The organism is Pseudoduganella sp. GW821-FHT12E03 (genome assembly GCF_058807115.1).
On sequence record NZ_JBXAQJ010000013.1, the window covers coordinates 101,567 to 122,258 of the forward strand.

15 protein-coding genes and 1 pseudogene are annotated in these 20,692 nt (G+C 62.1%); 10 read left to right on the top strand and 6 right to left on the bottom strand.

The features are described 5' to 3' along the window. Positions 1 to 161 precede the first annotated feature (161 nt). Positions 162 to 1,787: an HAL/PAL/TAL family ammonia-lyase gene (locus AC1RRC_RS27960; RefSeq protein WP_493058907.1), complete on the bottom strand. Its 1,626-nt coding sequence runs from the start codon at positions 1,785 to 1,787 to the stop codon at positions 162 to 164. Between the two features lie 52 nt (positions 1,788 to 1,839). After that, positions 1,840 to 3,102, bottom strand: a complete 1,263-nt coding sequence (locus tag AC1RRC_RS27965) for a urate hydroxylase PuuD (RefSeq protein ID WP_493058908.1) — start codon at positions 3,100 to 3,102, stop codon at positions 1,840 to 1,842. A 322-nt stretch (positions 3,103 to 3,424) separates the two neighbouring features. Between AC1RRC_RS27965 and AC1RRC_RS27970 the strand changes: the two genes are divergently transcribed. The 10 genes and pseudogenes from AC1RRC_RS27970 (at position 3,425) to AC1RRC_RS28015 (ending at position 15,272) form a co-directional block, all read left to right on the top strand. After that, positions 3,425 to 4,360, top strand: coding sequence for a LysR family transcriptional regulator (locus AC1RRC_RS27970; RefSeq protein WP_493058909.1), 936 nt, complete (start codon positions 3,425 to 3,427; stop codon positions 4,358 to 4,360). A gap of 148 nt (positions 4,361 to 4,508) precedes the next feature. Continuing rightward, entirely contained in the window at positions 4,509 to 4,745 is a 237-nt protein-coding gene (locus AC1RRC_RS27975; protein ID WP_493058910.1) for a hypothetical protein, read from the top strand. A gap of 65 nt (positions 4,746 to 4,810) precedes the next feature. Then, the gene (locus AC1RRC_RS27980) at positions 4,811 to 5,431 is read left to right on the top strand and encodes a PEP-CTERM sorting domain-containing protein (protein WP_493058911.1); all 621 of its coding nucleotides are present in this window, start codon (positions 4,811 to 4,813) and stop codon (positions 5,429 to 5,431) included. 274 nt (positions 5,432 to 5,705) lie between these two features. Beyond that, positions 5,706 to 6,935: pseudogene (locus AC1RRC_RS27985) on the top strand (allantoate amidohydrolase); the annotation flags it as partial. A gap of 193 nt (positions 6,936 to 7,128) precedes the next feature. Then, positions 7,129 to 8,430, top strand: coding sequence for an NCS2 family permease (locus AC1RRC_RS27990; protein WP_493058913.1), 1,302 nt, complete (start codon positions 7,129 to 7,131; stop codon positions 8,428 to 8,430). A 49-nt stretch (positions 8,431 to 8,479) separates the two neighbouring features. Then, a complete protein-coding gene (xdhA, locus tag AC1RRC_RS27995; protein WP_493058914.1) occupies positions 8,480 to 9,964 on the top strand; it encodes a xanthine dehydrogenase small subunit in 1,485 nt (494 codons plus the stop codon). Positions 9,965 to 9,974: 10 nt separating this feature from the next. After that, the gene (gene xdhB, locus AC1RRC_RS28000) at positions 9,975 to 12,326 is read left to right on the top strand and encodes a xanthine dehydrogenase molybdopterin binding subunit (RefSeq protein ID WP_493058915.1); all 2,352 of its coding nucleotides are present in this window, start codon (positions 9,975 to 9,977) and stop codon (positions 12,324 to 12,326) included. Between the two features lie 77 nt (positions 12,327 to 12,403). Then, positions 12,404 to 13,672 carry a helix-turn-helix domain-containing protein gene (locus AC1RRC_RS28005; RefSeq protein ID WP_493058917.1) on the top strand — a complete coding sequence of 423 codons (1,269 nt, stop codon included), beginning with the start codon at positions 12,404 to 12,406 and terminating at the stop codon, positions 13,670 to 13,672. A 48-nt stretch (positions 13,673 to 13,720) separates the two neighbouring features. Beyond that, positions 13,721 to 14,383: a Vgb family protein gene (locus AC1RRC_RS28010; RefSeq protein WP_493058918.1), complete on the top strand. Its 663-nt coding sequence runs from the start codon at positions 13,721 to 13,723 to the stop codon at positions 14,381 to 14,383. A gap of 124 nt (positions 14,384 to 14,507) precedes the next feature. Next, complete coding sequence (locus tag AC1RRC_RS28015) at positions 14,508 to 15,272, top strand: substrate-binding periplasmic protein (protein ID WP_493058919.1); 765 nt, start codon at positions 14,508 to 14,510, stop codon at positions 15,270 to 15,272. Positions 15,273 to 15,380: 108 nt separating this feature from the next. On the opposite strand, the gene AC1RRC_RS28020 is transcribed toward AC1RRC_RS28015, so the two are convergent. The 4 genes from AC1RRC_RS28020 to rnr form a co-directional block, all read right to left on the bottom strand. Beyond that, positions 15,381 to 16,064, bottom strand: coding sequence for a YceH family protein (locus AC1RRC_RS28020; protein WP_493058921.1), 684 nt, complete (start codon positions 16,062 to 16,064; stop codon positions 15,381 to 15,383). A 10-nt stretch (positions 16,065 to 16,074) separates the two neighbouring features. Beyond that, complete coding sequence (gene cysE, locus AC1RRC_RS28025; RefSeq protein ID WP_493058923.1) at positions 16,075 to 16,827, bottom strand: serine O-acetyltransferase; 753 nt, start codon at positions 16,825 to 16,827, stop codon at positions 16,075 to 16,077. Positions 16,828 to 16,953: 126 nt separating this feature from the next. Continuing rightward, the gene (gene rlmB, locus AC1RRC_RS28030; protein WP_493058924.1) at positions 16,954 to 17,700 is read right to left on the bottom strand and encodes a 23S rRNA (guanosine(2251)-2'-O)-methyltransferase RlmB; all 747 of its coding nucleotides are present in this window, start codon (positions 17,698 to 17,700) and stop codon (positions 16,954 to 16,956) included. A gap of 3 nt (positions 17,701 to 17,703) precedes the next feature. After that, entirely contained in the window at positions 17,704 to 20,379 is a 2,676-nt protein-coding gene (gene rnr / locus AC1RRC_RS28035; protein ID WP_493058925.1) for a ribonuclease R, read from the bottom strand. Positions 20,380 to 20,692: the final 313 nt, after the last annotated feature.

Genomic DNA, 20,692 nt, shown 5'->3' on the forward strand with positions numbered 1-20,692 from the left:
ATGCTCCCCCGTGAAACTGTTTTTATAGTAACTATCATAAGGATACTATCGAGGACGGCGGGGCAACATACGGGATCCACCTACAAACGGGATTACGGGCGGTAAACGTAAAAAAACCCCGGTCACCCGGGGTTTTTCAGTGTGGCGTACTACCGACAGGCTTATACGAACGCGCCGATCTTCGCTTCCACCGCCTTGCGCACCGAACCGCTGGTGATGAAGGAGTGTGCCACTTGCACGTCGTTGTGGAACCAGCGGTCGCCTTCCAGGCAGGCCGGGATCTGCTTGCGGATTTCTTCGTAAGCAGCTTGCGTGCCCTCGCCCAGCACGAAGCCTGGCAGCAGGTGTTCCGTCATGGTCAGGCCCTGGGCCGCGAACAGCATTTCCACGCCCACGATGTACTGCGTGTTTTGCACGATGGTGTGGGCTTTGCGCGCGCACCAGGTCGAGTTCGAGATGTGGTCTTCCGAGTTGGCTTTCGACGGGATCGAATCCACCGAACCCGGCATCGACAAGGTGCGGTTTTCCATCACCAGCGACGACATCGAGCACTGGATCACCGGGTAGCCGGTGTTCACGCCGCGCAGGCCGGACATCAGGTTGCGTGGCAGGCCCCACGACAGGGTCGGGTCGATCAGGCGGGCGATGCGGCGCTCGACGATCGAACCCAGGTCGGTGATCGCCATGGCCAGCAAGTCCATCGCTTGCGCCAGGTATTGGCCGTGGAAGTTACCGCCGGAGATGATCTCGAAACCGCCGCCATCCTTGCCGAAGATCAGCGGGTTGTCGGTGGCCGAGTTGATCTCGTTTTTCACGATGCCATCGATGTAGTCCAGCGCATCGAACACCGGGCCATACACTTGCGGCGTGCAGCGCAACGAGTACACGTCCTGGATACGCGGGGTGTATTCGATGTCGGTGCGGCGCAGTTCGTCCGGGAACTGGATCGCGCGCGCTTCGTGCGTGGTGCGGGTCGAACCCTTCAGCAGCTTGCGCACGGTGGCGGCAGTCTTGATCTGGCCTGGGTGCGGGCGGGCTTGCTGGATACGCGGGTCGAAACCAGCCATCTCGGCACGCATGGCTTCCAGGGTCAGGCCCAGGGATACGCAAGCGTCGGTCAGCAGGTTGCGCGCATCTTCGGCGGCCATGACAGCCACGGCCAGGGACGCGGTGCAACCGTTGATCAGCGCGGAAGCGTCCTTGGCTTTCAGGTCGAACTGGACCGGGCCCACTTCCGATTTGGTGATGGCTTCCGGCGCGGACATGCGCACGCCTTTGTAGATCACTTCAGCTTCGTCGAAGCCGGCAATCGCCGCGCCCAGGTAAGCCAGCGGCGCCAGGTCGCCGGACGCGCCGACCGAACCTTTTTGCGGCATGATCGGGTGGATGCCGGCGTTGATGAAGGCCAGCAGGCGGTCCACCACTTCCACGCGCGGCGCGGAATAGTTCGAGGCGAAAGCGTTGGCGCGCAGCAGCATGGTGGCGCGCGACACTTCTTCCGAGAACGGCTCGCCGATACCGCCCGAGTGGGCTTTGATCAGCTGGGTCTGGAACAGTTCAATGTGCTCCACCTTGATGCGGGTGTCTTTCAGCAAGCCCACGCCGGTGTTGAAGCTGTACATCATGGGCGCTTCATCGTGCATCCAGGTCGATTCGATGTAGTCGCGGCTTTCCTTCAGCGCAGCGCGCGACGATGCGGCCAGTTCCACCTTCGCGTTGCCGCGTGCCACCGCCAGTACTTGTTCAGCGGTCAGGGTGAAGCCGTCGATAATCACTTTTTCAGTCATGGTATTTCCTTCGTGTCAGAGGAATCCCCGCTTGGCGCGGGGATGTCGTCTATCAGTTCGCGCCCGATTCGAACCAGGTACCGATCAGCGCACGTTCCGCGTCGGTCATCTGGGTCATGTTCGCCAGTGGCATGTCCTTGTTCTGGACGGCGCGCTGGAACACGCGCTGTGCCTGCTGCTTGGTCTGCTCAGGGGTATCAAGAATGATGCCGCCTGGCGCCGAAGCAAAGCCTGGCTGGGTCGGGTTGGCCGAGTGGCAGGAGGCGCAACGCTGAGTCACAACAGCCTGTACCGAAGCCAGGTCGGCGGCGTTTGCTGCGGGAGCAGCAGCAGCGGCATCGTGGCCGTGGGCATCCGCAGCGGCAGCGACTGGCGCTGCGGCTGGTTTGCGTGGTGCGGGAGCAATCGCCACCGCCACAGCGACCAGCAGGGCGCAACCAGCGGCAGGGAAGCCGATCGACACTTTACCGGCGTGACGCAGGTTGAAGAAGTGACGGATCAGGACGCCGGCAGCCATGATGGCGGCCAACACCAGCCACGAGTACGAGTGGGTGTAGGTCATTGCATAGTGGTTGCTGATCATGATCAGCAGCACTGGCAGGGTGAAGTAGTTGTTGTGCACGGAACGCACTTTGGCGCGCTTGCCGTAGATCGGATCAGGCGACTGGCCTTTTTCCATGGCTTGCACCAGTTTGCGCTGGCCAGGAATAATCACGAACAACACGTTACCCACCATCATGGTGCCGATCATGGCGCCAACGTGGATGTAAGCAGCACGGCCCGACAGGGTGTGAGTCAGCACGTAAGCAGCGGCCACGATCAGGACAAACAGCACGGAGCCCAGCGCGGCCGGATTTTCCGACAGCTTGGTCTTGCACAGCAGGTCATACACCAGCCAGCCACCGAGCAGGGTGCCGATACCAACGCCAACAGCTTGCAGGCTGGTCAGGTCGGCAACGTTTTTGTCGATCATCATCGCCGAGGCGTTGAAGTAGTAGACGATGAACAGCATCGCGAAACCGGTCAGCCAGGTCGCATACGCTTCCCATTTGAACCAGTGCAAGTCTTCCGGCAATTCGCCAGGGGCCACCAGGTATTTCTGCGGGTTGTAGAAGCCGCCACCGTGCACGGCCCACAATTCGCCGCTCACGCCTTTTTTGGCCAGTTCACTGCCTGGCTTCGGTGGCCGGATCGAGTTGTCCAGCCAGACGAAGTAAAACGATGCGCCAATCCACGCAATGCCGGTAATCAAGTGCAGCCAGCGTACCAGCAGGTTCAGCCACTCCACCCCATACGATCCGAATAAAGCTTCCATGAGTTATTCCATTCTTAGTCTTGTTCATCTGCCTCGTTTTGGGCTTTCAGATGAGCGAGGCTGACGCCCCCAATCCAGTCGTGCTACTGCCGCCCCTACGACTGTGATGACTACCTGCGCTTGGCAAGCACCCATCAACCTGCACCCGGGCTCGGAAGGTGTCTCCTCTCTTTCCGGGATGGTGCAACGATATCGCCCCTGCCCCGCGCGAGTCCTGCACCATTCCATATAACTTGCATATGTTTCCCGTTATAGGTCTTACGCGCAGGAATATGCGAACCTGTTATGCATAAGTGAAAATAACCGACCTCAGGAGAGACACATGTCACGCTTGCCAGAACACCTGGACCTTCACCTCATACGTATCCTGTACCTGCTGTTGTGCGAAAAGAATGTTTCGCGCGTGGCCCTGAAATTGAATCAGCCGCAGCCGTCGATCTCGGCCTCGCTGCGCAAATTGCGTGAATTGACGGGCGACCCGCTGCTGGTGCGCGGTGGCCGCGGCATGGTCCCGACCCAGCACGGCGAGAGCCTGCTGAAGCCGGCCAAACGCATCCTCGATGAAACCGAGGCGCTGTTCAGCCCGAAAACCGCGTTCGTGCCGCAAGAGGAAGCCCGCACCTTCCGCATCGCGGCGCCGGACTATATGAATACGCAATTCTTCACGGAAGTCATTGCCCGCGTGCGCCGCGAATCGCCGAAAAGCCGTTTGGTGATCCACGCGCTGGGCCCGGACGCCGACTATGTGCGCCTGCTGTCCGATGGCGAACTGGACCTGGTGATTGCGAACTGGGACGAGCCGCCGCATCACTTGCACATCTCGAAACTGTTCGATGATCCGATCGTGTGCCTGATGCGCGCCAACAGCGCCTATGCGCGCCGCACGCCGAAAGACGGCATGACGGTGGAAGATTACCTGACCCTACCGCACGCCGCGCCGGCGCTGATCTTACCGGGCTACCACGGCAACATCGACGCCTTCCTCGAGCAGCAAAACATGGAACGCAATATCGTGGTGGAGTCGGCGCACTTCCGCATGCTGCCGTACATCGTGTCGCAGACGGACCTGGTGTTGACGGCCGGCCAGCAGTTCGCGAATTTCTATGAAAACACGCTGGGCTTGAAGTCGTACAAGGTGCCCGTTAAATTCCCGCCACTGCGCTTCTACCAGCTGTGGCACGAACGGGCGCACCAGGCGACCGAGCACAAGTGGCTGCGCGCGCAAGTCAGCACGGCGGCAAGGTTGCTGGCGAAGTAAGCTGTCCCGACGTGATGATCGGTGTCGTTCCGGCAAACCTTATGGTGGAACTGCATGGTGTGCAACGCACCGCGCAGGCATTGGGCTTGACCGTGAACGGCTGACGCGGCGCCTGCAACGTGACACCGCCCCGGCGTCGGCCGATCCGATGGCGCCGCAGTTTGTGGAACTATTGGCGCCGCCGGCATCATCGAACAGCGCATCGCCGCCGACGCCGAAGCGCTCGGCGGAAGGCGTTCGTCCCCAGTTATTGTGGCGTTACATTTTTGTTGGCATCGGCATCTTGGCAACAATTGTGACTGAAAAGGTGTCGGGAAATTTGACACCAGCGAGTTTGTCGAAGGGCAATAAAATTGCCGAATGGACTATGTCATTGATTTATTGAAATTTTACACAGACTGGCACGCGGATTGCTTTGATTGCCGCACTATCAATCCTGTGGAGTTCAGTATGTTCAAAAAAATGCTTGTTGCTTTAACTGTAGTGGTGGCCGCCAGCGCTGCTCAAGCCACCGTACTGTCGCCGTCCAATGCCTACGCTACTTACAATGGCGGCATTCTCTTTGGGCCGGTATTTGCCGGCGATGCCGGCCAAGGTGAAATGAGCCGTCTTTATGAAACGTTTGATTTGCCTGGCTACGCCGCAGGCACGACGGTGACCTCGGCCACCTTCACGATTTCCAGCGACAGCCGTTACCTCAACGCGGGCAATCCGCTGGGCCTGTATGCGGTCAACAGCGACACGCCTGTGACCAACTGGTCCGCCAATCCGGCGCTGGGCACGCTGATCGCCTCGTTCAATCCAGGCCAGGACATCACCAACCTGTCGTTCGACGTGACGGCGTTCATCAACAGCCAGTACAGCGGCGACGGCAAGGCGACCCTGGCCATTGCAGGCCTGACTGAAGGCCTGGGACAGAATTCCTGGACCTACTTCTCCAACCAGGATGGCGCGCTGGACGTGATGGTCAGCCAGGCCTCCACCGTGCCGGAACCGTCGACCATGGCGCTGCTGGCCCTGGGCGCGCTGGGCGTGGCTGCATCGCGCCGCAAGGCCGCTAAAAAGCAGTAAGGAAAGTCAAACCTGTGCAGGCGAGGGCGAAGGCAGGAACTTCCGCCCTGCATGGGACCCGACAGAGCTCACACGTTGGCCACGAAGGACGTGATTATCGGACCCGCGCTTCGTCCGTTAGTCCGCCCCCCCTCCCCGCGCTATAGCGCTCCCGTTTCATCACATATCGTCACGACCATATAAATCCGGCCTGGCCGACCTCTATGATCGATGCGCATCCTCACCACCGGACCGCACGATGACGACTCTGAAGCAACTAAATACCCCGCAACAGCATACGCTGGGCGCCACGGTCGTGGCATGGGCTGAGCAGTTGAGCACGCTCAGTGAAGACAAACACGGGCTGACTTGCACCTACATGACGGCCACGCACCGCGAAACCGCCGTGCAGCTGATGCAATGGATGCGCGAAGCGGGCATGCACGCGCACATCGACGCGGTCGGCAACGTGGTGGGCCGCTTCCTGTCAACCGATCCGCAAGCCCGCACCCTGATCACCGGTTCGCATTACGACACGGTCCGCAATGGCGGCAAATATGACGGCAGGCAAGGCATCCTGAGCGCGATCGCCGTCGTCAAACACATGAACGACAAGGGGATTTCACTGCCCTTCCACCTGGAAGTCATTGCCTTTGCCGAAGAAGAAGGAGTGCGTTTCAAGAGCACCTTCCTCGGCTCGTCCGCCGTGATCGGCCAGTTCGACCCGGAATTATTGGAGTTAAAAGACCGCGACGGCGTCGTGCTGCGCGACGTGCTGGCCGAAGCCGGCCAGGATTTAAGCAGCATCGACGCGATTGCCCGCGATCCGTCCGATTTGCTCGGTTATGTGGAATTGCATATAGAGCAGGGCCCGGTGCTGCTGGACAAAGGTTTGCCGGTCGGGATCGTGACCTCGATTGCCGGCAGCCGCCGCTTCCTGGTGGAGTTCACGGGCGTGGCCAGCCATGCCGGCACCACGCCGATGGCGATGCGCAAGGACGCCGCCACGGCCGCCGCCGAAGTATTGTTATATGTGGAACAGCGCTGTAACGAAGACCAGGCGTCTTCGCTGGTGGGCACGGTCGGCCAGTTGCAGGTGCCAAACGGTTCCGTCAACGTGATCCCGGGCGCCTGCCACTTTTCGCTCGACATCCGCGCCGGCAATGACACGGCGCGGGACGCGGCCGTGGCCGACATCCTGGCAAAAATTGAAACGGTGTGTCAATCGCGCAACATCGACGTCACCATCGAACCCATCGTGGAAGCCGGCTGCGCGCCGTGCGCGCCATGGCTGATGGCGCAGCTGTCCGCCGCCGTGGAACGGGCCGGTGTCACCCCGTTCCAGCTGGCGTCCGGCGCCGGTCACGATGCCATGCTGATGGCGCGCGTGACCGACGTCGCCATGCTGTTTACCCGCTGTGGCAATGGCGGTATCAGCCATAACCCGCTTGAAACCCTGTCGGCCGACGACGCCGATGTCGCGGCCCGCATCCTGCTGGATTTCCTGCGCCACTTCAAGCCCAAACCCGCGCGCGCAGCGACCCGCGGCGCCCGCGCATCGTCTCCAGTGGAAGCGCCAACCGGGGAATATACGGAATAATCAATAAAGGTTATGCCCTTTCTCATAAGCAGCCGAGCACCTCATCAGCGACAGTACATATAACGCGGCATATAGAAGACCGCGTGGCTAAACGAATGAGAAAGCGGAGAGACGCGACATGAACTTCCTGGATAACTATTTCAAGCTCAGTGAACACGGCACCAACGTGCGCACCGAAGTGCTGGCGGGCTTTACCACCTTCCTGACGATGGCGTACATCATCTTCGTCAACCCGTCCATCCTGGGCGATGCGGGCATGCCGAAGGATGCGGTCTTTGTCGCCACCTGCGTGGCGGCCGCCATCGGCACCCTGATCATGGGCTTGTACGCGAATTTCCCGATCGGCCTGGCGCCGGGCATGGGCTTGAATGCCTATTTCGCCTACGGCGTGGTGCAAGGCATGGGCTTTTCCTGGGAAGCGGCGCTGGGCGCCGTGTTCATTTCGGGCTGCTGCTTCCTGCTGGTGTCGCTGCTGCGCATCCGCGAAAAAATCATGAATGCGATCCCGCCCTCGCTGCGCACGGCGATTCCCGCCGGCGTCGGCTTGTTCCTGGCGCTGATTTCGCTGAAAAACGCCGGCATCGTGGTCTCCAATCCCGCCACCTTCCTCACCATGGGCGACCTGCACAAGCCGCAAGCCGTGCTGGCCATCATCGGCTTCATGGTGATCGTGGCGCTGGACCGGTTGCGCGTCACCGGCGCCCTCCTGATCGGCATCATGACGGTCACCGTGCTGTCGTTCTTCTTCGGCGGTAACGAATTCAAAGGCATCGTGTCGGCCCCGCCGTCGATCGACGCCACCTTCATGAAACTCGACATCATGACCGCACTGGCCAACGGCCTGCTGAACGTGGTGTTGGTGTTCTTCCTGGTGGAACTGTTTGACGCCACCGGCACCCTGATGGGCGTGGCGCAGCGCGCCGGCCTGATGAAAGACGGCAAAATGCCGCCAGCCATGAACAAGGCCCTGCTGGCCGATTCCGGCGCCATCATTGCCGGTTCCATGATGGGCACCTCGTCCACCACCGCGTTTATCGAAAGCGCCGCGGGCGTGCAGGCCGGCGGCCGCACCGGCCTGACCGCCGTCACGATTGCCGCGCTGTTCCTGCTCGCACTGTTCATCGCGCCCCTGGCCGGCGTGGTGCCGGCCTATGCCACCGCCCCCGCCCTGTTCTTCGTTGCCTGCCTGATGCTGCGCGAGCTGACGGAGATTAACTGGGCGGAAACCACGGAAAGTATTCCCGCCGTCATCACCGCGCTGGTGATGCCTTTCACCTACTCGATTGCCAATGGCCTGGCGCTGGGATTCATCAGCTACGCCGGCCTGAAACTGTTGACTGGCAAACATCGTGAAGTCAGCTATATGCTGTGGGGAATTGCGGGTATTTTCCTGTTCAAAACAATTTACTTACCCGGCTGATCATCATTAGCGATTGTCCGATATAAAAATTAATAGAGGAGTCTAGAAAATGTCCCAAGAGCAGTCTCAACCGATTCGGTTCTTCTATCAGGGCAAGGTCCATGAAGTGACCGACGTGGCCCCGACCCGCACCTTGCTGCAGCACCTGCGCGAAGACCACCATTGCACCGGTACCAAAGAAGGCTGTGCCGAAGGCGACTGCGGCGCTTGTACCGTCGTGATCGGTTCGCTGATCAACGGCGAACTGGAAATGCGCAACGTGAACTCGTGCATCCAGTTTGTCCCGACGCTGGACGGCAAGGCCGTGTTCACCGTGGAAGACCTGAAGCAGCAAGACGGCAGCCTGCACCCGGTGCAGGAAGCGCTGGTGGAGTGCCACGGTTCGCAGTGCGGTTTCTGCACCCCGGGCTTTGCCATGTCGCTGTGGAGCCTGTACCTGAAGCAGGAAGGTAAGAGTGAACCGGTATGCCGCAAGACCATCAACGAAACACTGTCCGGCAACCTGTGCCGTTGCACCGGCTATCGTCCCATCCTCGATTCGGCCCAGCGCATGCTGGAATTGCCGCACGTGGACTTCGACAAGGCCGCGCTGGCCGCCGCATTGCAAGAAATTCAACGAGACAAAATGTTCAGCTATACCCATAGCGGCCAGACCTTCTATGCGCCGCGCACCCTGGCGGAACTGGCGCAACTGCGCGCCGAACAGCCGACCGCCACGATTTTAGCCGGCTCGACCGACGTGGGCCTGTGGGTCACCAAGCAAATGCGCAACCTGGGCAACGTGATCTACGTGCGCATGGTGAAAGAATTGCATAACCTGGCCATTGTGGACGGCATGCTGGAAATCGGCGCCGGCGTATCGCTGGACGACGCGTATAAAGCGGTGCTGGAACACTACAAGGATGCCTCGCTGCACGAACTGTGGCAGCGCTTCGCGTCGCAGCCGATCCGTTCCACCGGCACCCTGGGCGGCTCGGTCGCCAACGGTTCGCCGATCGGCGACTCGGCGCCATGGATGATCGTGCTGGGCGCGGAAATCGTGCTGAACGGTTCGCAAGGCCGCCGCTCGATGCTGTTGCAAGACTTCTACCTCGACTACATGAAGAAGGATTGGCAACCGGGCGAGTTCGTGGAAGCCGTGCGCATCCCGATGCCAAAAGCCAACCAGCAATTCCGCACCTGGAAACTGTCGAAACGCTACGACCAGGACATTTCCGCCGTGGCGGCGGCGTTCTCGCTGGAACTGGACAATGGCATTGCGCGCAACGTGCGCATCGCATTCGGCGGCATGGCGGCAACGTCCAAGCGCGCGCCGAACGCGGAAGCCGCGATCGAGGGTAAGCCATGGAATGAAGACACCATGAAGGCCGCCCACGCCGCGCTGGCAACCGATTACACGCCGCTGACCGACATGCGCGCCACGGCGAACTATCGCCTGAAAACCGCACAAAACCTGGTGCAGCGCTTCTGGCTGGAGACCCGCCCTGACGGCGCCCTGCCAGCTTCTTCCGTCAACGCGTTCGCATTCGCTTAAGGAGTCATTCATGAACAGCAAATCCGAAGCCTTCATGACCATTGGCGCAGCGAAGGGCTGGGCCGAAGTCGGACAAAACCACCCGCACGAGTCGGCCATCCTGCACGTGCTGGGCGAAGCCACCTACACCGACGATATCCCGGAAGCGCAAGGCACTTTGCACGCCGCGCTGGGCATGTCGCCAAAAGCCCACGCACGCATAGTCTCGATGAACCTGGACCCGGTGCGCGCGATGCCGGGCGTGGTCGACGTGCTGACGTACAAGGACATCCCCGGCACCAACGATTGCGGTCCGATCATTCATGACGACCCGATCCTGGCCGAGGAAAAAGTGGAATACGTGGGCCAGCCGATGTTTGTCGTGATCGCCAAGACGCACGACCAGGCCCGCCATGCCGCCCGCAAAGCGGACATCCAGTGGGAAGAGTTGCCAGCCATCCTGACGCCGGAAGCGGCGCGCGATGCGCAATCGTTCGTGGTGCCGCCGATGCGCCTGGAACGCGGCAATGCGGCCGAAGCGTTCAAGAAGTCGAAGAACTTCCTGAAGGGTAAATTGCACGTGGGCGGCCAGGAACAGTTTTACCTGGAAGGCCAGATTTCGTATGCGCTGCCTAAGGAAGGCAACGGCATGCACGTGTATTGCTCGACCCAGCACCCGACCGAAATGCAGCACGTGGTGGCCCACGCCCTGCACTACCCGTCGCACGCGGTGCAGATCGAGTGCCGCCGCATGGGCGGTGGCTTCGGCGGCAAGGAATCGCAATCGGCGCTGTGGGCGGCTTGCGCCGCCGTGGCAGCGGCCAAGCTGCGCAAGCCGGTGAAACTGCGCGCCGACCGTGACGACGACATGATGGTGACCGGCAAGCGCCACTGCTTCTACTATGAATACGAGATGGGCTATGACGACAATGGCCTGATCACCGCCGCGAAAGTGGAAATGGTGTCGCGCGCCGGCTTCTCGGCCGACCTGTCGGCGCCGGTGGCAACCCGCGCGGTCTGCCACTTCGACAACACGTATTACCTGTCGGACGTGGATATCCGCGCCATGGCCGGCAAGACCAACACCCAGTCGAACACCGCGTTCCGCGGCTTCGGCGGCCCGCAGGGCGCGATCGCCATCGAATACATCGTCGATGAAATCGCCCGCAACCTGGGGATCGACCAGCTGGACGTGCGTAAAGTGAACTTCTACGGCCGCAATGACGAAGAAGGCCGCAACGTCACCCAGTATGGCCAGAAGATCAAGGACAACGTCATCCATGAACTGGTGGCGCAGCTGGAGCTTGACTCGAACTACCGTGAACGGCGCAAGCAAGTGGATGCATTCAACGCCACCAGCCCGGTGCTGAAAAAAGGCCTGGCCATCACCCCGGTGAAATTCGGTATCGCGTTCAACGTGACCCACTTCAACCAGGCCGGCGCGCTGGTGCACATCTACACCGACGGTTCGGTGCTGGTGAACCACGGCGGCACGGAAATGGGCCAGGGCATCAACACCAAGGTGTGCCAGGTGGTGGCCCATGAGCTGGGTATTCCCCTGGCCAAGGTCCGCGCTTCGGCAACCGATACGTCGAAAGTGGCGAACACCTCGGCCACGGCGGCATCGACCGGCGCCGACTTGAACGGCAAGGCGGCGCAGGACGCGGCCGCCACCCTGAACAAGCGCCTGCGCGACTTCGCGGCGAAAACCTACAGCGTGGCGCCGGAAGAAATCGTGTTCGCGGCAGGCATCGTCTACGCCGGCGAAGTGACGACGACGTTCGCGGACCTGGTGGCCGCGGCTTACCTGGCGCGCGTGCAACTGTGGTCGGACGGCTTCTATGCGACCCCGGGCCTGTCGTGGGACCGCGCATCGATGACCGGCAACCCGTTCGGCTACTACGCGTATGGCGCGTCGGTGTCGGAAGTGGTGGTCGACACCCTGACCGGCGAATGGAAACTGCTGGACGTGAACGCCCTGTACGACGCGGGCAATTCGCTGAACCCGGCCATCGACGTGGGCCAGGTGGAAGGCGCGTTCATCCAGGGCATGGGCTGGCTGACAACGGAAGAACTGTGGTGGAACAAAACGGGCAAGCTGATGACGCACGCGCCGTCCACCTACAAGATTCCCGCCGTGTCGGATTGCCCGGACAACTTCGATATCCGCCTGTTCAAGAACCGCAACCCGTTCGACAGCATCCACCGCTCGAAGGCCGTGGGCGAACCGCCGCTGCTGCTGCCGTTCTCGGTGTTCCTGGCGATCCGTAACGCGGTGTCGTCGGTGGGCGAGCACAAGGTCAACCCGCCACTGCGCGCGCCGGCCACCAGCGAAGCGATCCTCGATGCCGTTGAGGCGGTGAAGGCGCAGATCGCCGCGTAAATCACGCTGAGCGTTTAGCACGCAAAGCCGGACTGGCCGAAAGGCTGGTCCGGCTTTTTTCATGTAGGCTGGCGGCTATGGATTCCCTGATCACCGCCTCCGCCCGTGCCTTGGCTGCCGGAGACCCGCTGGGCGCGCTCAAACGCGTGGCGCTGCGGGACGATCCGCCTGCCCTGGCGCTGCGCGGCATTGCCATGGCCCAGTTGGGCGAACTGGGACGTGCGCGCGAATTGCTGCGCCTTGCCGCACGCGCTTTCGGACCGCGCGAAGCCGTGGCGCGCGCACGCTGTGTGGTGGCGGAAGCGGAGGTGGCGCTGGCCATGCGCGATTTCACTGTCGCGCCCCGCTCGCTCGCGGCGGCCGCCGCCACGCTGGCATCCCACCACGACCATGCCAATGCCTTGCAGGCGCACCTGATTGCCGCGCGGCGGCAGGTGCTGCTGGGGCGGCTGGGAGAGGCGGAAGCCATACTGGTGCAGGCCAATGCGCATGCCGGTGCGGACGCCGGCAACGTCCCCGGTTCCGCCGGCGTGCCCTGGGCCCTGGCTGCCATTGGCAACCTGATTGCGGCGGAAATCGCCTTGCGCGCATTGCGCACGGGCGCCGCACATATCGCGCTTGCCCACGCGCGCACCGCCGCGCAGCGTGCCGGCATCCCGGCATTGATGGCCGAGGCCACGCAAGCGCAGGCAGTCCTGGAACGTCCCGCCGCAAGGCGCATCCATGCCGGTGACGAACAATGGCAGACGCTCGATGAGGTGGCGGCGCTGCTGGCGTCCGATACCCTGACAGTCGATGCATGCCGGCGCGGGCTGGCTTGCAACAGCCTGTTCGTGCCGCTGGCCAGCCGCCCTGTCCTGTTTACACTGGCACGCGCGCTGGCCGAAGCCTGGCCCGCCGATGCGCAACGGGAAGTCTTGATTGCACAGGCATTCCGCACCCGCCATCCGGACGATACGCACCGGGCGCGGCTACGCGTGGAAATCGGCCGCTTGCGCAAGCTGGCCGCGCCGCTGGCCGGCATCGCCGCCACCGCGCACGGCTTTGCGTGGCAGCCCCGCGCCAGCCGGCAAGTCGCCGTGTTGGCCCCGCCAATTGCCGGGGAACAGGCATCGCTGCTGGCGTTGCTTGCCGACGGCGCCGCGTGGCCGACTTCCGCGCTGGCGCAAGCCATGGATACCAGCCAGCGCACGGTCCAGCGCGCGCTGGCGGAACTGGAAGTTGCGGGACAGGTACGCGCCATCGGCCAGGGCCGTTCGCGCCGCTGGCTGGCGCCGCCGCTGGCCGCGCCCCTGAGCGGATTCACGACGATTTTGTTACTCTCTTCCGCGCTGCCGATTGGATAGAGTGGCTGTGTGGCGCCGCATTGGCCGCCCATCACCAAGGAGACAGTCATGAACAGCAACAAAGCAAACGGCAAGGCAACCGTCACGGCGGCGGAAATTGTCCGCGAATATGGCCCCTTCAACGGCGCCGAGCGCATCCACGGCGTATCCCACGATGGCCAGCGCGTCTGGGCCGCCACCGGTGGCGCGCTGGTCGCGTTCGATCCCGCCAGCGGCGATACCGTGCGCACGCTCGATGTCGCCTGCGATGCGGGCACGGCGTTCGATGGAGTGCACCTGTACCAGATTGCCGAGGCGCGCATCGACAAGATCGATCCCGTCTCCGGCAAGGTGCTGGCATCGATCCCGGCGCCGGGCAACGGCTCGGATTCCGGGCTGACCTGGGCGGAGGGCAGCCTGTGGGTCGGCAATTACCGCGACCGCAAGATCCACCAGATCGACCCGGCCACGGGCGCGATCCGGCGTTCGATTGAATCGAACCGTTTCGTCACCGGCGTGACATGGGTGGACGGTGAACTGTGGCATGGCACGTGGGAAGGCGACGACAGCGACATCCGCCGCATCGATCCGGCCAGCGGCGCCGTGCTGGCGCGGATCGAAATGCCGCAGGGGATCGGCGTCAGCGGACTGGAATCGGATGGCGCCGGCCTGTTTTATTGCGGTGGAGGTCCAAGCGGCAAGGTGCGCGCCGTCCGCCGCCCTTCCGCCTGACACGTGAATAAAAACAAATATGTGGTTTGCACAATATAGCTGCTGTCACCCGGACAGCATCGACAGTCATGGTGAAAGCAAGTAGCATCGGAACGTACTCAAGCAGTGCCTGACGATGTTCACCATGATTAAAGCCCTATTGATTGCCTTGCTGGCACTGCACTCGGCCGCGTTTGCGGCCGAACCGCCGATGCGCGTATGCAGCCTGGTGCTGGCGCCGCAAACCATGAAAGACGCCGACGACAAGCCGGCCGGCTATGCCGTTGAAATCCTGCACAACGTGGCCGCCGCGCTGCGCTGGGACATCCGCATTGATTACATGCCGTGGGCGCGGGTGGTGTCGGAAATGAAACTGGGCCGCTGCGACATGGCCATGACGGTGCTCTACTTCAAGGATTACGCGGAATTCATGCTGTTCCCGCGTGAAGCGATCCTCGACCAGAAAAACGTGCTGGTGGTGCGGCGCGGCAGCGGCATCCGGTTTGACGGCAACCTTGAAAAGTTCATGCGCCGCTACGCGATCGGGCTGTATGCCGACAAGCGGGTCAATGATGAATTCGAAACCTTGCGGGCCGCGCCCTGGGCCCGCGTCGACGTCGTGCCGAGCGCGGAATTGAACATGAAAAAGCTGCTGTTCAAGCGCTTCGATGCGATCGTGGAAAACGACTTGAACATCACGCATGAAATGCGCAAGCTGGGCAAGCTCGATGACGTGGACATCCTGTCGCCGCCGCTCAGCGTGACGCCGGCTTATATCGTGTTTTCACACAAGCCGGAGTCGCTGGGACGGATACGCCAGTACGATGCCGCACTGGCGCAATTCAAGCGGACGGAGAAGTTCCGTATATTGACGGGCCGTTACCTGCCCAGCGGCGCGGCGAACGAATAAACGCCACTGCGCAAATAGCGCGTAGGGCGGGTTCTACGAACCCGCCATGCCTGCATCAACGCGGTGCATGCATGGCGGCTTTGTAAAAGCCGCCCTACGTTAGCGAGATTACTCAAACTGTTTCTTGAACTCGGCAAACTGCGCCGCCAGCTCGGACACTTCCTGCCGCAATTGCGCCACTTCCGCTTCCAGCGCCGCCACGCGGCCCGACTGCGTGCCCTGCCCCGCGCTCGATGAACCGCCAAAACTGGCGGCGGTTTCCTCGCGCGCCAGCGCTTCTTCACCGGACAGCAAATGGCCGTAACGGGGTTCCTTCGCGCCCGGCGCCACGGCCAGGCGCGCCGCTAACGGCGGGTATTTGTCGATCAGGAATTGCAGCGCCTGTTCGACATCGCCCACGGTCTTGAATTCATGCAGGCGGCCGGTGCGGGTACGTACTTCGCCGGCGGTTTGCAGGCCGCGCAGCATCAGGATCGTCAGCACCGCCACCTTGTCCTGTTCCAGCGACCACTTGATGCGCATGCGGTGTTCATATTTCGTCACGCGCGCGCCGGCCTGGGTAATGCCGTTGACGAATTTGCGCTGCATGAGGCGCTGCAGGGTTTCGGCCACGGTTTCCTCGGACAGCGACATCACCGGGTCGCGGCTCGATAACTGGTTGCAGCCGTTGGTGATCGCGTTGAGCGACATCGGGTAATTGTCGGGGGTGAGCGCTTCTTTTTCTGCCAGCACCGCCAGTACCCGTACTTCGAACGGGTCCAGCAGGTTGGGGTTGTCTGCTTCGGTAGTCATGCGCTGTTCCTTATTCGACGAGCTTGTTCAATTGGGCGGGATCGAATTTATCACACTCGGGCAAGGCCTTACAGTCCAACCCCGCCGCTTTCATGGTTGCGGCCAGCTGTTCGATCTGCCGTTCCTGCACCGCCGCATGGTCGATCAGCGCAAGCAAGGCCTTCGACAGCGGGTCGTCGCCATTGGCCGACAGGCCGTAAGACGTGAACAGGTTGGCCACGGTGGCGGGCGCCGCGTCCTTTTGCACCGAATTTTGCACAATATGGGCCGGGTTGCCGACGGCGGTGCCGCCAGCCGGCACGGGCTTCAGCAGCACGGCGTTGGAGCCCACTTTCGCATATTCGCCCACGGTGAAATTACCGAGCACCTTGGCGCCGGCGCCAATGATGACGCCGCGCTCCAGGGTGGGATGGCGCTTGGCGCCGCTGGCCAGCGACGTGCCGCCCAAGGTCACGCCCTGGTAAATCGTGCAATCGTCGCCCACCACGGCGGTTTCACCGATGACGACACCAAAACCGTGGTCGATGAAGACGCGGCGGCCGATCCAGGCGCCCGGGTGAATTTCAATCCCGGTCAGTACCCGCGCCACGTGCGACGTAAAGCGGCCCAGCCATTTCATCCGGTGGTGCCAGCACCAGTAAGCCCAGCGGTGCATGACGATGGCGTGCAGACCGGGATAGCAGGTCAACACCTCCCATCCGTTGCGGGCGGCGGGATCACGTTCAATGATGCTGTTGATGTCTTCTCTCAGGCGATGGAACATAAAACGCATAAGGTTATGACCGATATGCGCATCGTAGCGCATTCGGTGGGCGGTTGCTCGAATTTGGAATTTGGGCCGGGGTGGCCCGTAGAGCGGCTTCCGCGCAGCGGAAGCCGCCGTGCCTGTTTAGGCTTCTTTGGCGAGGCGCTGGCGGCGCGCCTCGTACAGACAGACGCCGGAGGCGACCGAGACGTTCAAGCTTTCGACGGTGCCGAACATCGGAATGCTGACCAGCATGTCGCAGGTTTCCCGGGTCAGGCGGCGCATGCCCTCGCCTTCCGAACCCATGACCAGCGCGGTCGGGCCCGAGAAGTCGGACTGGTACAAATTCTTTTCGCCGTCATCGGAGGTGCCGATCAGCCAGATATCGCGGTCTTTCAAGTCGCGCAAGGTGCGCGCCAGGTTGGTCACCGTGATGTACGGGACGTTTTCCGCCGCGCCGCTGGCGACCTTGGCGGCCGTCGCGTTCAAGCCCACGGCACGGTCTTTCGGCACGATCACCGCGTGCGCGCCGGCGCCATCGGCCACGCGCAGGCAGGCGCCCAGGTTGTGCGGATCGGTAATGCCATCGAGGACCAGCAGCAGCGGCGGGCCTTCAATCGCGTCCAGCAATTCATCGAGGTTGCGCGCCAGCGAAATTTGCTGGGCAAAGGCAATCACGCCCTGGTGGCGGTGGGTGCCGACGATCTTGTCGAGGCGGGACGATTCCACCGGCATGACACGCACGCCGAGCGACTTGGCGTTGGCCACCAGGTCGGTCATGCGGCGGTCGTTACGCGCGATATCGACGAAAATTTCTTCCACGGACGACGCTTCGTGACGCAGGCGCGAGGTGACGGCGTGGAAGCCGAAAATCATTTTATTTTTAGACATTGCTTATCGTTTCTTCTTGCTCTTGGCTGCGGTGGCAACCTTTGAGCGCTTGGGTTTTGCAGCCTTGGCTTTCACGGCCTTGGCTTGGGGTTTTACAGCCGGCTTGCCGGCAGCATTCGCGGCCGGGCGGGCCGTCTTGGCGCCGGTGCTGGTGCGGGAGCGCGGCGGTGGCACCAGTGGTTCAGGCAACGGCTCGAGGTCGAAGTAGGCAGGCAACTTGCCGCCGGCCGGTTTCGATGCGGCGCCGGCTTTCGGCGCCGGACCGGCGGCACGGCCGCCGGTTCTGCCACCCTTGCCGGCGGGAGCGCCCTTGCCGGCTGGCGCGGCTTTGCCGCCAGGTTTGCGGCGGCCACGTGGCGCTTCTTCTTCGGCGGCGTCATCGTCTTCCTCATACAGCGGCGTAACACGCGGGCCGCCAACGTCTTTCTGGCGCACACCGATGCCGGCGGTTTCCGAGGCGGCCAGGCGCAAGTCGATCTTGCGAGAATCGAGGTCGACCCGCACCACCTGCACCTTGACCTTGTCGGTCAACTGGTAACGCTTGCCGGTGCGATCGCCGCGCAATTCGTGGCGCGCATCGTCGTACTGGAAGTAATCGGCGCCGAGGTCGGTGATGTGCACCAGGCCTTCGACAAACAATTCTTCCAGCTGCACAAACACGCCGAAGGTGGTAACGCCGGTGATCATGCCGGTGAATTCCTCACCGAGCTTGTCTTGCATGAAGTAGCATTTGAGCCACTGTTCCACGTCGCGCGACGCTTCATCGGCGCGGCGTTCGTTGGCCGAGCAGTGTACGCCGAGCGCATCCCACACGGTCAGGTCGCCGGCGGCTTTCGGGGCCTTGCCTTCCTGCTTGTCTTTCAGTTGCTGGCGGCGGGTGGCGTTCGAGACGGCGGTATTGAGCACGCTCGTGTCGCCGATCTTCGGTTCGTACTTCTTGCCCAGCAAGATCGCCTTGATGGCGCGGTGTGTCAGCAAGTCCGGATAGCGGCGGATCGGGCTGGTGAAGTGCGCATACGCTTCATAGGCCAGGCCGAAGTGGCCGATGTTGTCCGGGCTGTAGACCGCCTGCTGCATCGAGCGCAGCAGCATGGTTTGCAGCAGCGACGCATCGGGACGCTCCTTGATCTTGCCCATCAGTTCCGCATAGTCGGACGCGGCCGGCGTATCGCCGCCGGCCAGGCTCAGGCCTGCCTGCTTCAGGAAGTTGCGGACCTGGGTCAGCTTTTCCTTGGTCGGTCCCGCGTGGATGCGGTACGTGCCCGGATGCTTGTGACGCAGCAGCAAGTCGGCCGCGCACACGTTGGCCGCCAGCATGCACTCTTCAATCACCTTGTGCGCATCGTTGCGGGTACGCGGGATGATTTTCTCGATCTTGCCCGACGGATTGCAAACGATGTAGGTTTCCGTGGTTTCAAAATCAATCGCGCCCCGCAACTGGCGGGCTTTTTGCAGCGCGTGAAACACGGCGTACAGGTTTTGCAGGTGCGGCACCAGCGGTGCGCGGCGCGCCGCTTCCGGTCCCTTGGTGTTGCCCAGGATGGCCGCCACTTCGTTGTACGTGAAGCGCGCCGCCGAGTGCATCACGGCGGGATAGAACTGGTACGCCTTGATTTCGCCTTCGGCGCTGATCACGGCGTCGCACACCAGGCACAGGCGGTCGACATTCGGATTCAGCGAGCACAGGCCGTTCGACAGCTTTTCCGGCAGCATCGGGATCACCCGGCGCGGGAAATACACCGACGTGCTGCGCTCCAGCGCATCGCCGTCGAGGCCGTCGTTGGGTTTGACGTAATGGCTGACGTCGGCAATCGCCACGATCAGGCGATAGCCCTTGGCGCGGCCGATTTTCACGGGTTCACAATACACCGCGTCATCGAAGTCGCGCGCATCTTCGCCGTCAATCGTCACCAGCGGCACGTCGCGCAAATCCACGCGCTCCACCATGTCTTCGTCGCGCACGAAGTCGGCCAGTTTTTTCGCCTGGTTCAGCGCCTTGTCCGAGAAGATGTGCGGGACGCCGAACTTGCGCACGGCGATTTCGATTTCCATGCCGGGATCGTCCAGCGCGCCCAGCACTTCGACCAGGCGGCCCGTCGGCTGCTTGAAGCGGCCCGGCTGCGCCGTCAATTCCACGCTGACGATCTGGTCCGGCTTGGCCTTGCCCACCGGGCCCTCGATCATGATGTCGTGGGAAATGCGTTTGTCTTCCGGCACCACCAGCCACACGCCGTTTTCCTTCAACAGGCGGCCGATGATATGGGTATTGGCGCGCTGCACCACTTCCACGATGGTGCCTTCGGCGCGGCCACGGCGGTCCAGGCCGACAACCTTGGCCATGACACGGTCGCCGTGCATGACTTTTTGCATTTCGCGCTCGGACAGGTACAGGTCTTCACCCGGTTGGTCCGGGATCACGAAGCCGTAACCGTCACGGTGACTGCTGACGCGGCCCGCGATAAAGCCCGAATGGTCGGCCAGGACATAGAAGCCGGAACCGTCGGACACGAGCTGGCCGTCGCGCTCCATTGCGTTCAGGCGGCGCGTCAGGACGGCATGGGAATCAGCTTTGACTTTGAGCGACAGCGCAAGGGCGCGCAGGTCGAGCGGCGCTTTGGCGCTGCGGAAGATGCCGAGAATTTCCTCGCGGCTGGGAATGATGTGGGTAGATTGGTTCAAAAGTGTTTGGTCTTATTATTCATGGATGTACATATATAGCGCGTAGTGTACCGGAGGTCGCGCCAGTTTGTACGGACTCAATTTCTGTGCCGCCGGTATTTGACAACGGCTGGGATTGCTCTATAATCCGTGTCTCTTGCAGCAGCGATGCCGCAAGATAGGCAAGTCGATACGCAGCATGGAACGGCAACGTTCATCTGGCGTGAGACTAGCCAAATTGCTATAATAGCAGACATTGCCCACGTGGCGGAATTGGTAGACGCGCATGGTTCAGGTCCATGTGCCGCGAGGTGTGGGGGTTCGAGTCCCTCCG

Excerpts from the sequence above, each read along its gene's own strand:
- AC1RRC_RS28005 (WP_493058917.1), top strand. The coding sequence starts at position 12,404 with ATGGATTCCCTGATCACCGCCTCCGCCCGTGCCTTGGCTGCCGGAGAC.
- AC1RRC_RS28015 (WP_493058919.1), top strand. The coding sequence starts at position 14,508 with ATGATTAAAGCCCTATTGATTGCCTTGCTGGCACTGCACTCGGCCGCG.
- AC1RRC_RS27960 (WP_493058907.1), bottom strand. The coding sequence starts at position 1,787 with ATGACTGAAAAAGTGATTATCGACGGCTTCACCCTGACCGCTGAACAA.
- cysE (WP_493058923.1), bottom strand. The coding sequence starts at position 16,827 with ATGTTCCATCGCCTGAGAGAAGACATCAACAGCATCATTGAACGTGAT.
- xdhA (WP_493058914.1), top strand. The coding sequence starts at position 8,480 with ATGTCCCAAGAGCAGTCTCAACCGATTCGGTTCTTCTATCAGGGCAAG.
- AC1RRC_RS28020 (WP_493058921.1), bottom strand. The coding sequence starts at position 16,064 with ATGACTACCGAAGCAGACAACCCCAACCTGCTGGACCCGTTCGAAGTA.
- AC1RRC_RS27990 (WP_493058913.1), top strand. The coding sequence starts at position 7,129 with ATGAACTTCCTGGATAACTATTTCAAGCTCAGTGAACACGGCACCAAC.
- AC1RRC_RS27980 (WP_493058911.1), top strand. The coding sequence starts at position 4,811 with ATGTTCAAAAAAATGCTTGTTGCTTTAACTGTAGTGGTGGCCGCCAGC.
- AC1RRC_RS27975 (WP_493058910.1), top strand. The coding sequence starts at position 4,509 with ATGGCGCCGCAGTTTGTGGAACTATTGGCGCCGCCGGCATCATCGAAC.
- AC1RRC_RS27965 (WP_493058908.1), bottom strand. The coding sequence starts at position 3,102 with ATGGAAGCTTTATTCGGATCGTATGGGGTGGAGTGGCTGAACCTGCTG.
- rlmB (WP_493058924.1), bottom strand. The coding sequence starts at position 17,700 with ATGTCTAAAAATAAAATGATTTTCGGCTTCCACGCCGTCACCTCGCGC.
- AC1RRC_RS28010 (WP_493058918.1), top strand. The coding sequence starts at position 13,721 with ATGAACAGCAACAAAGCAAACGGCAAGGCAACCGTCACGGCGGCGGAA.
- AC1RRC_RS27970 (WP_493058909.1), top strand. The coding sequence starts at position 3,425 with ATGTCACGCTTGCCAGAACACCTGGACCTTCACCTCATACGTATCCTG.
- xdhB (WP_493058915.1), top strand. The coding sequence starts at position 9,975 with ATGAACAGCAAATCCGAAGCCTTCATGACCATTGGCGCAGCGAAGGGC.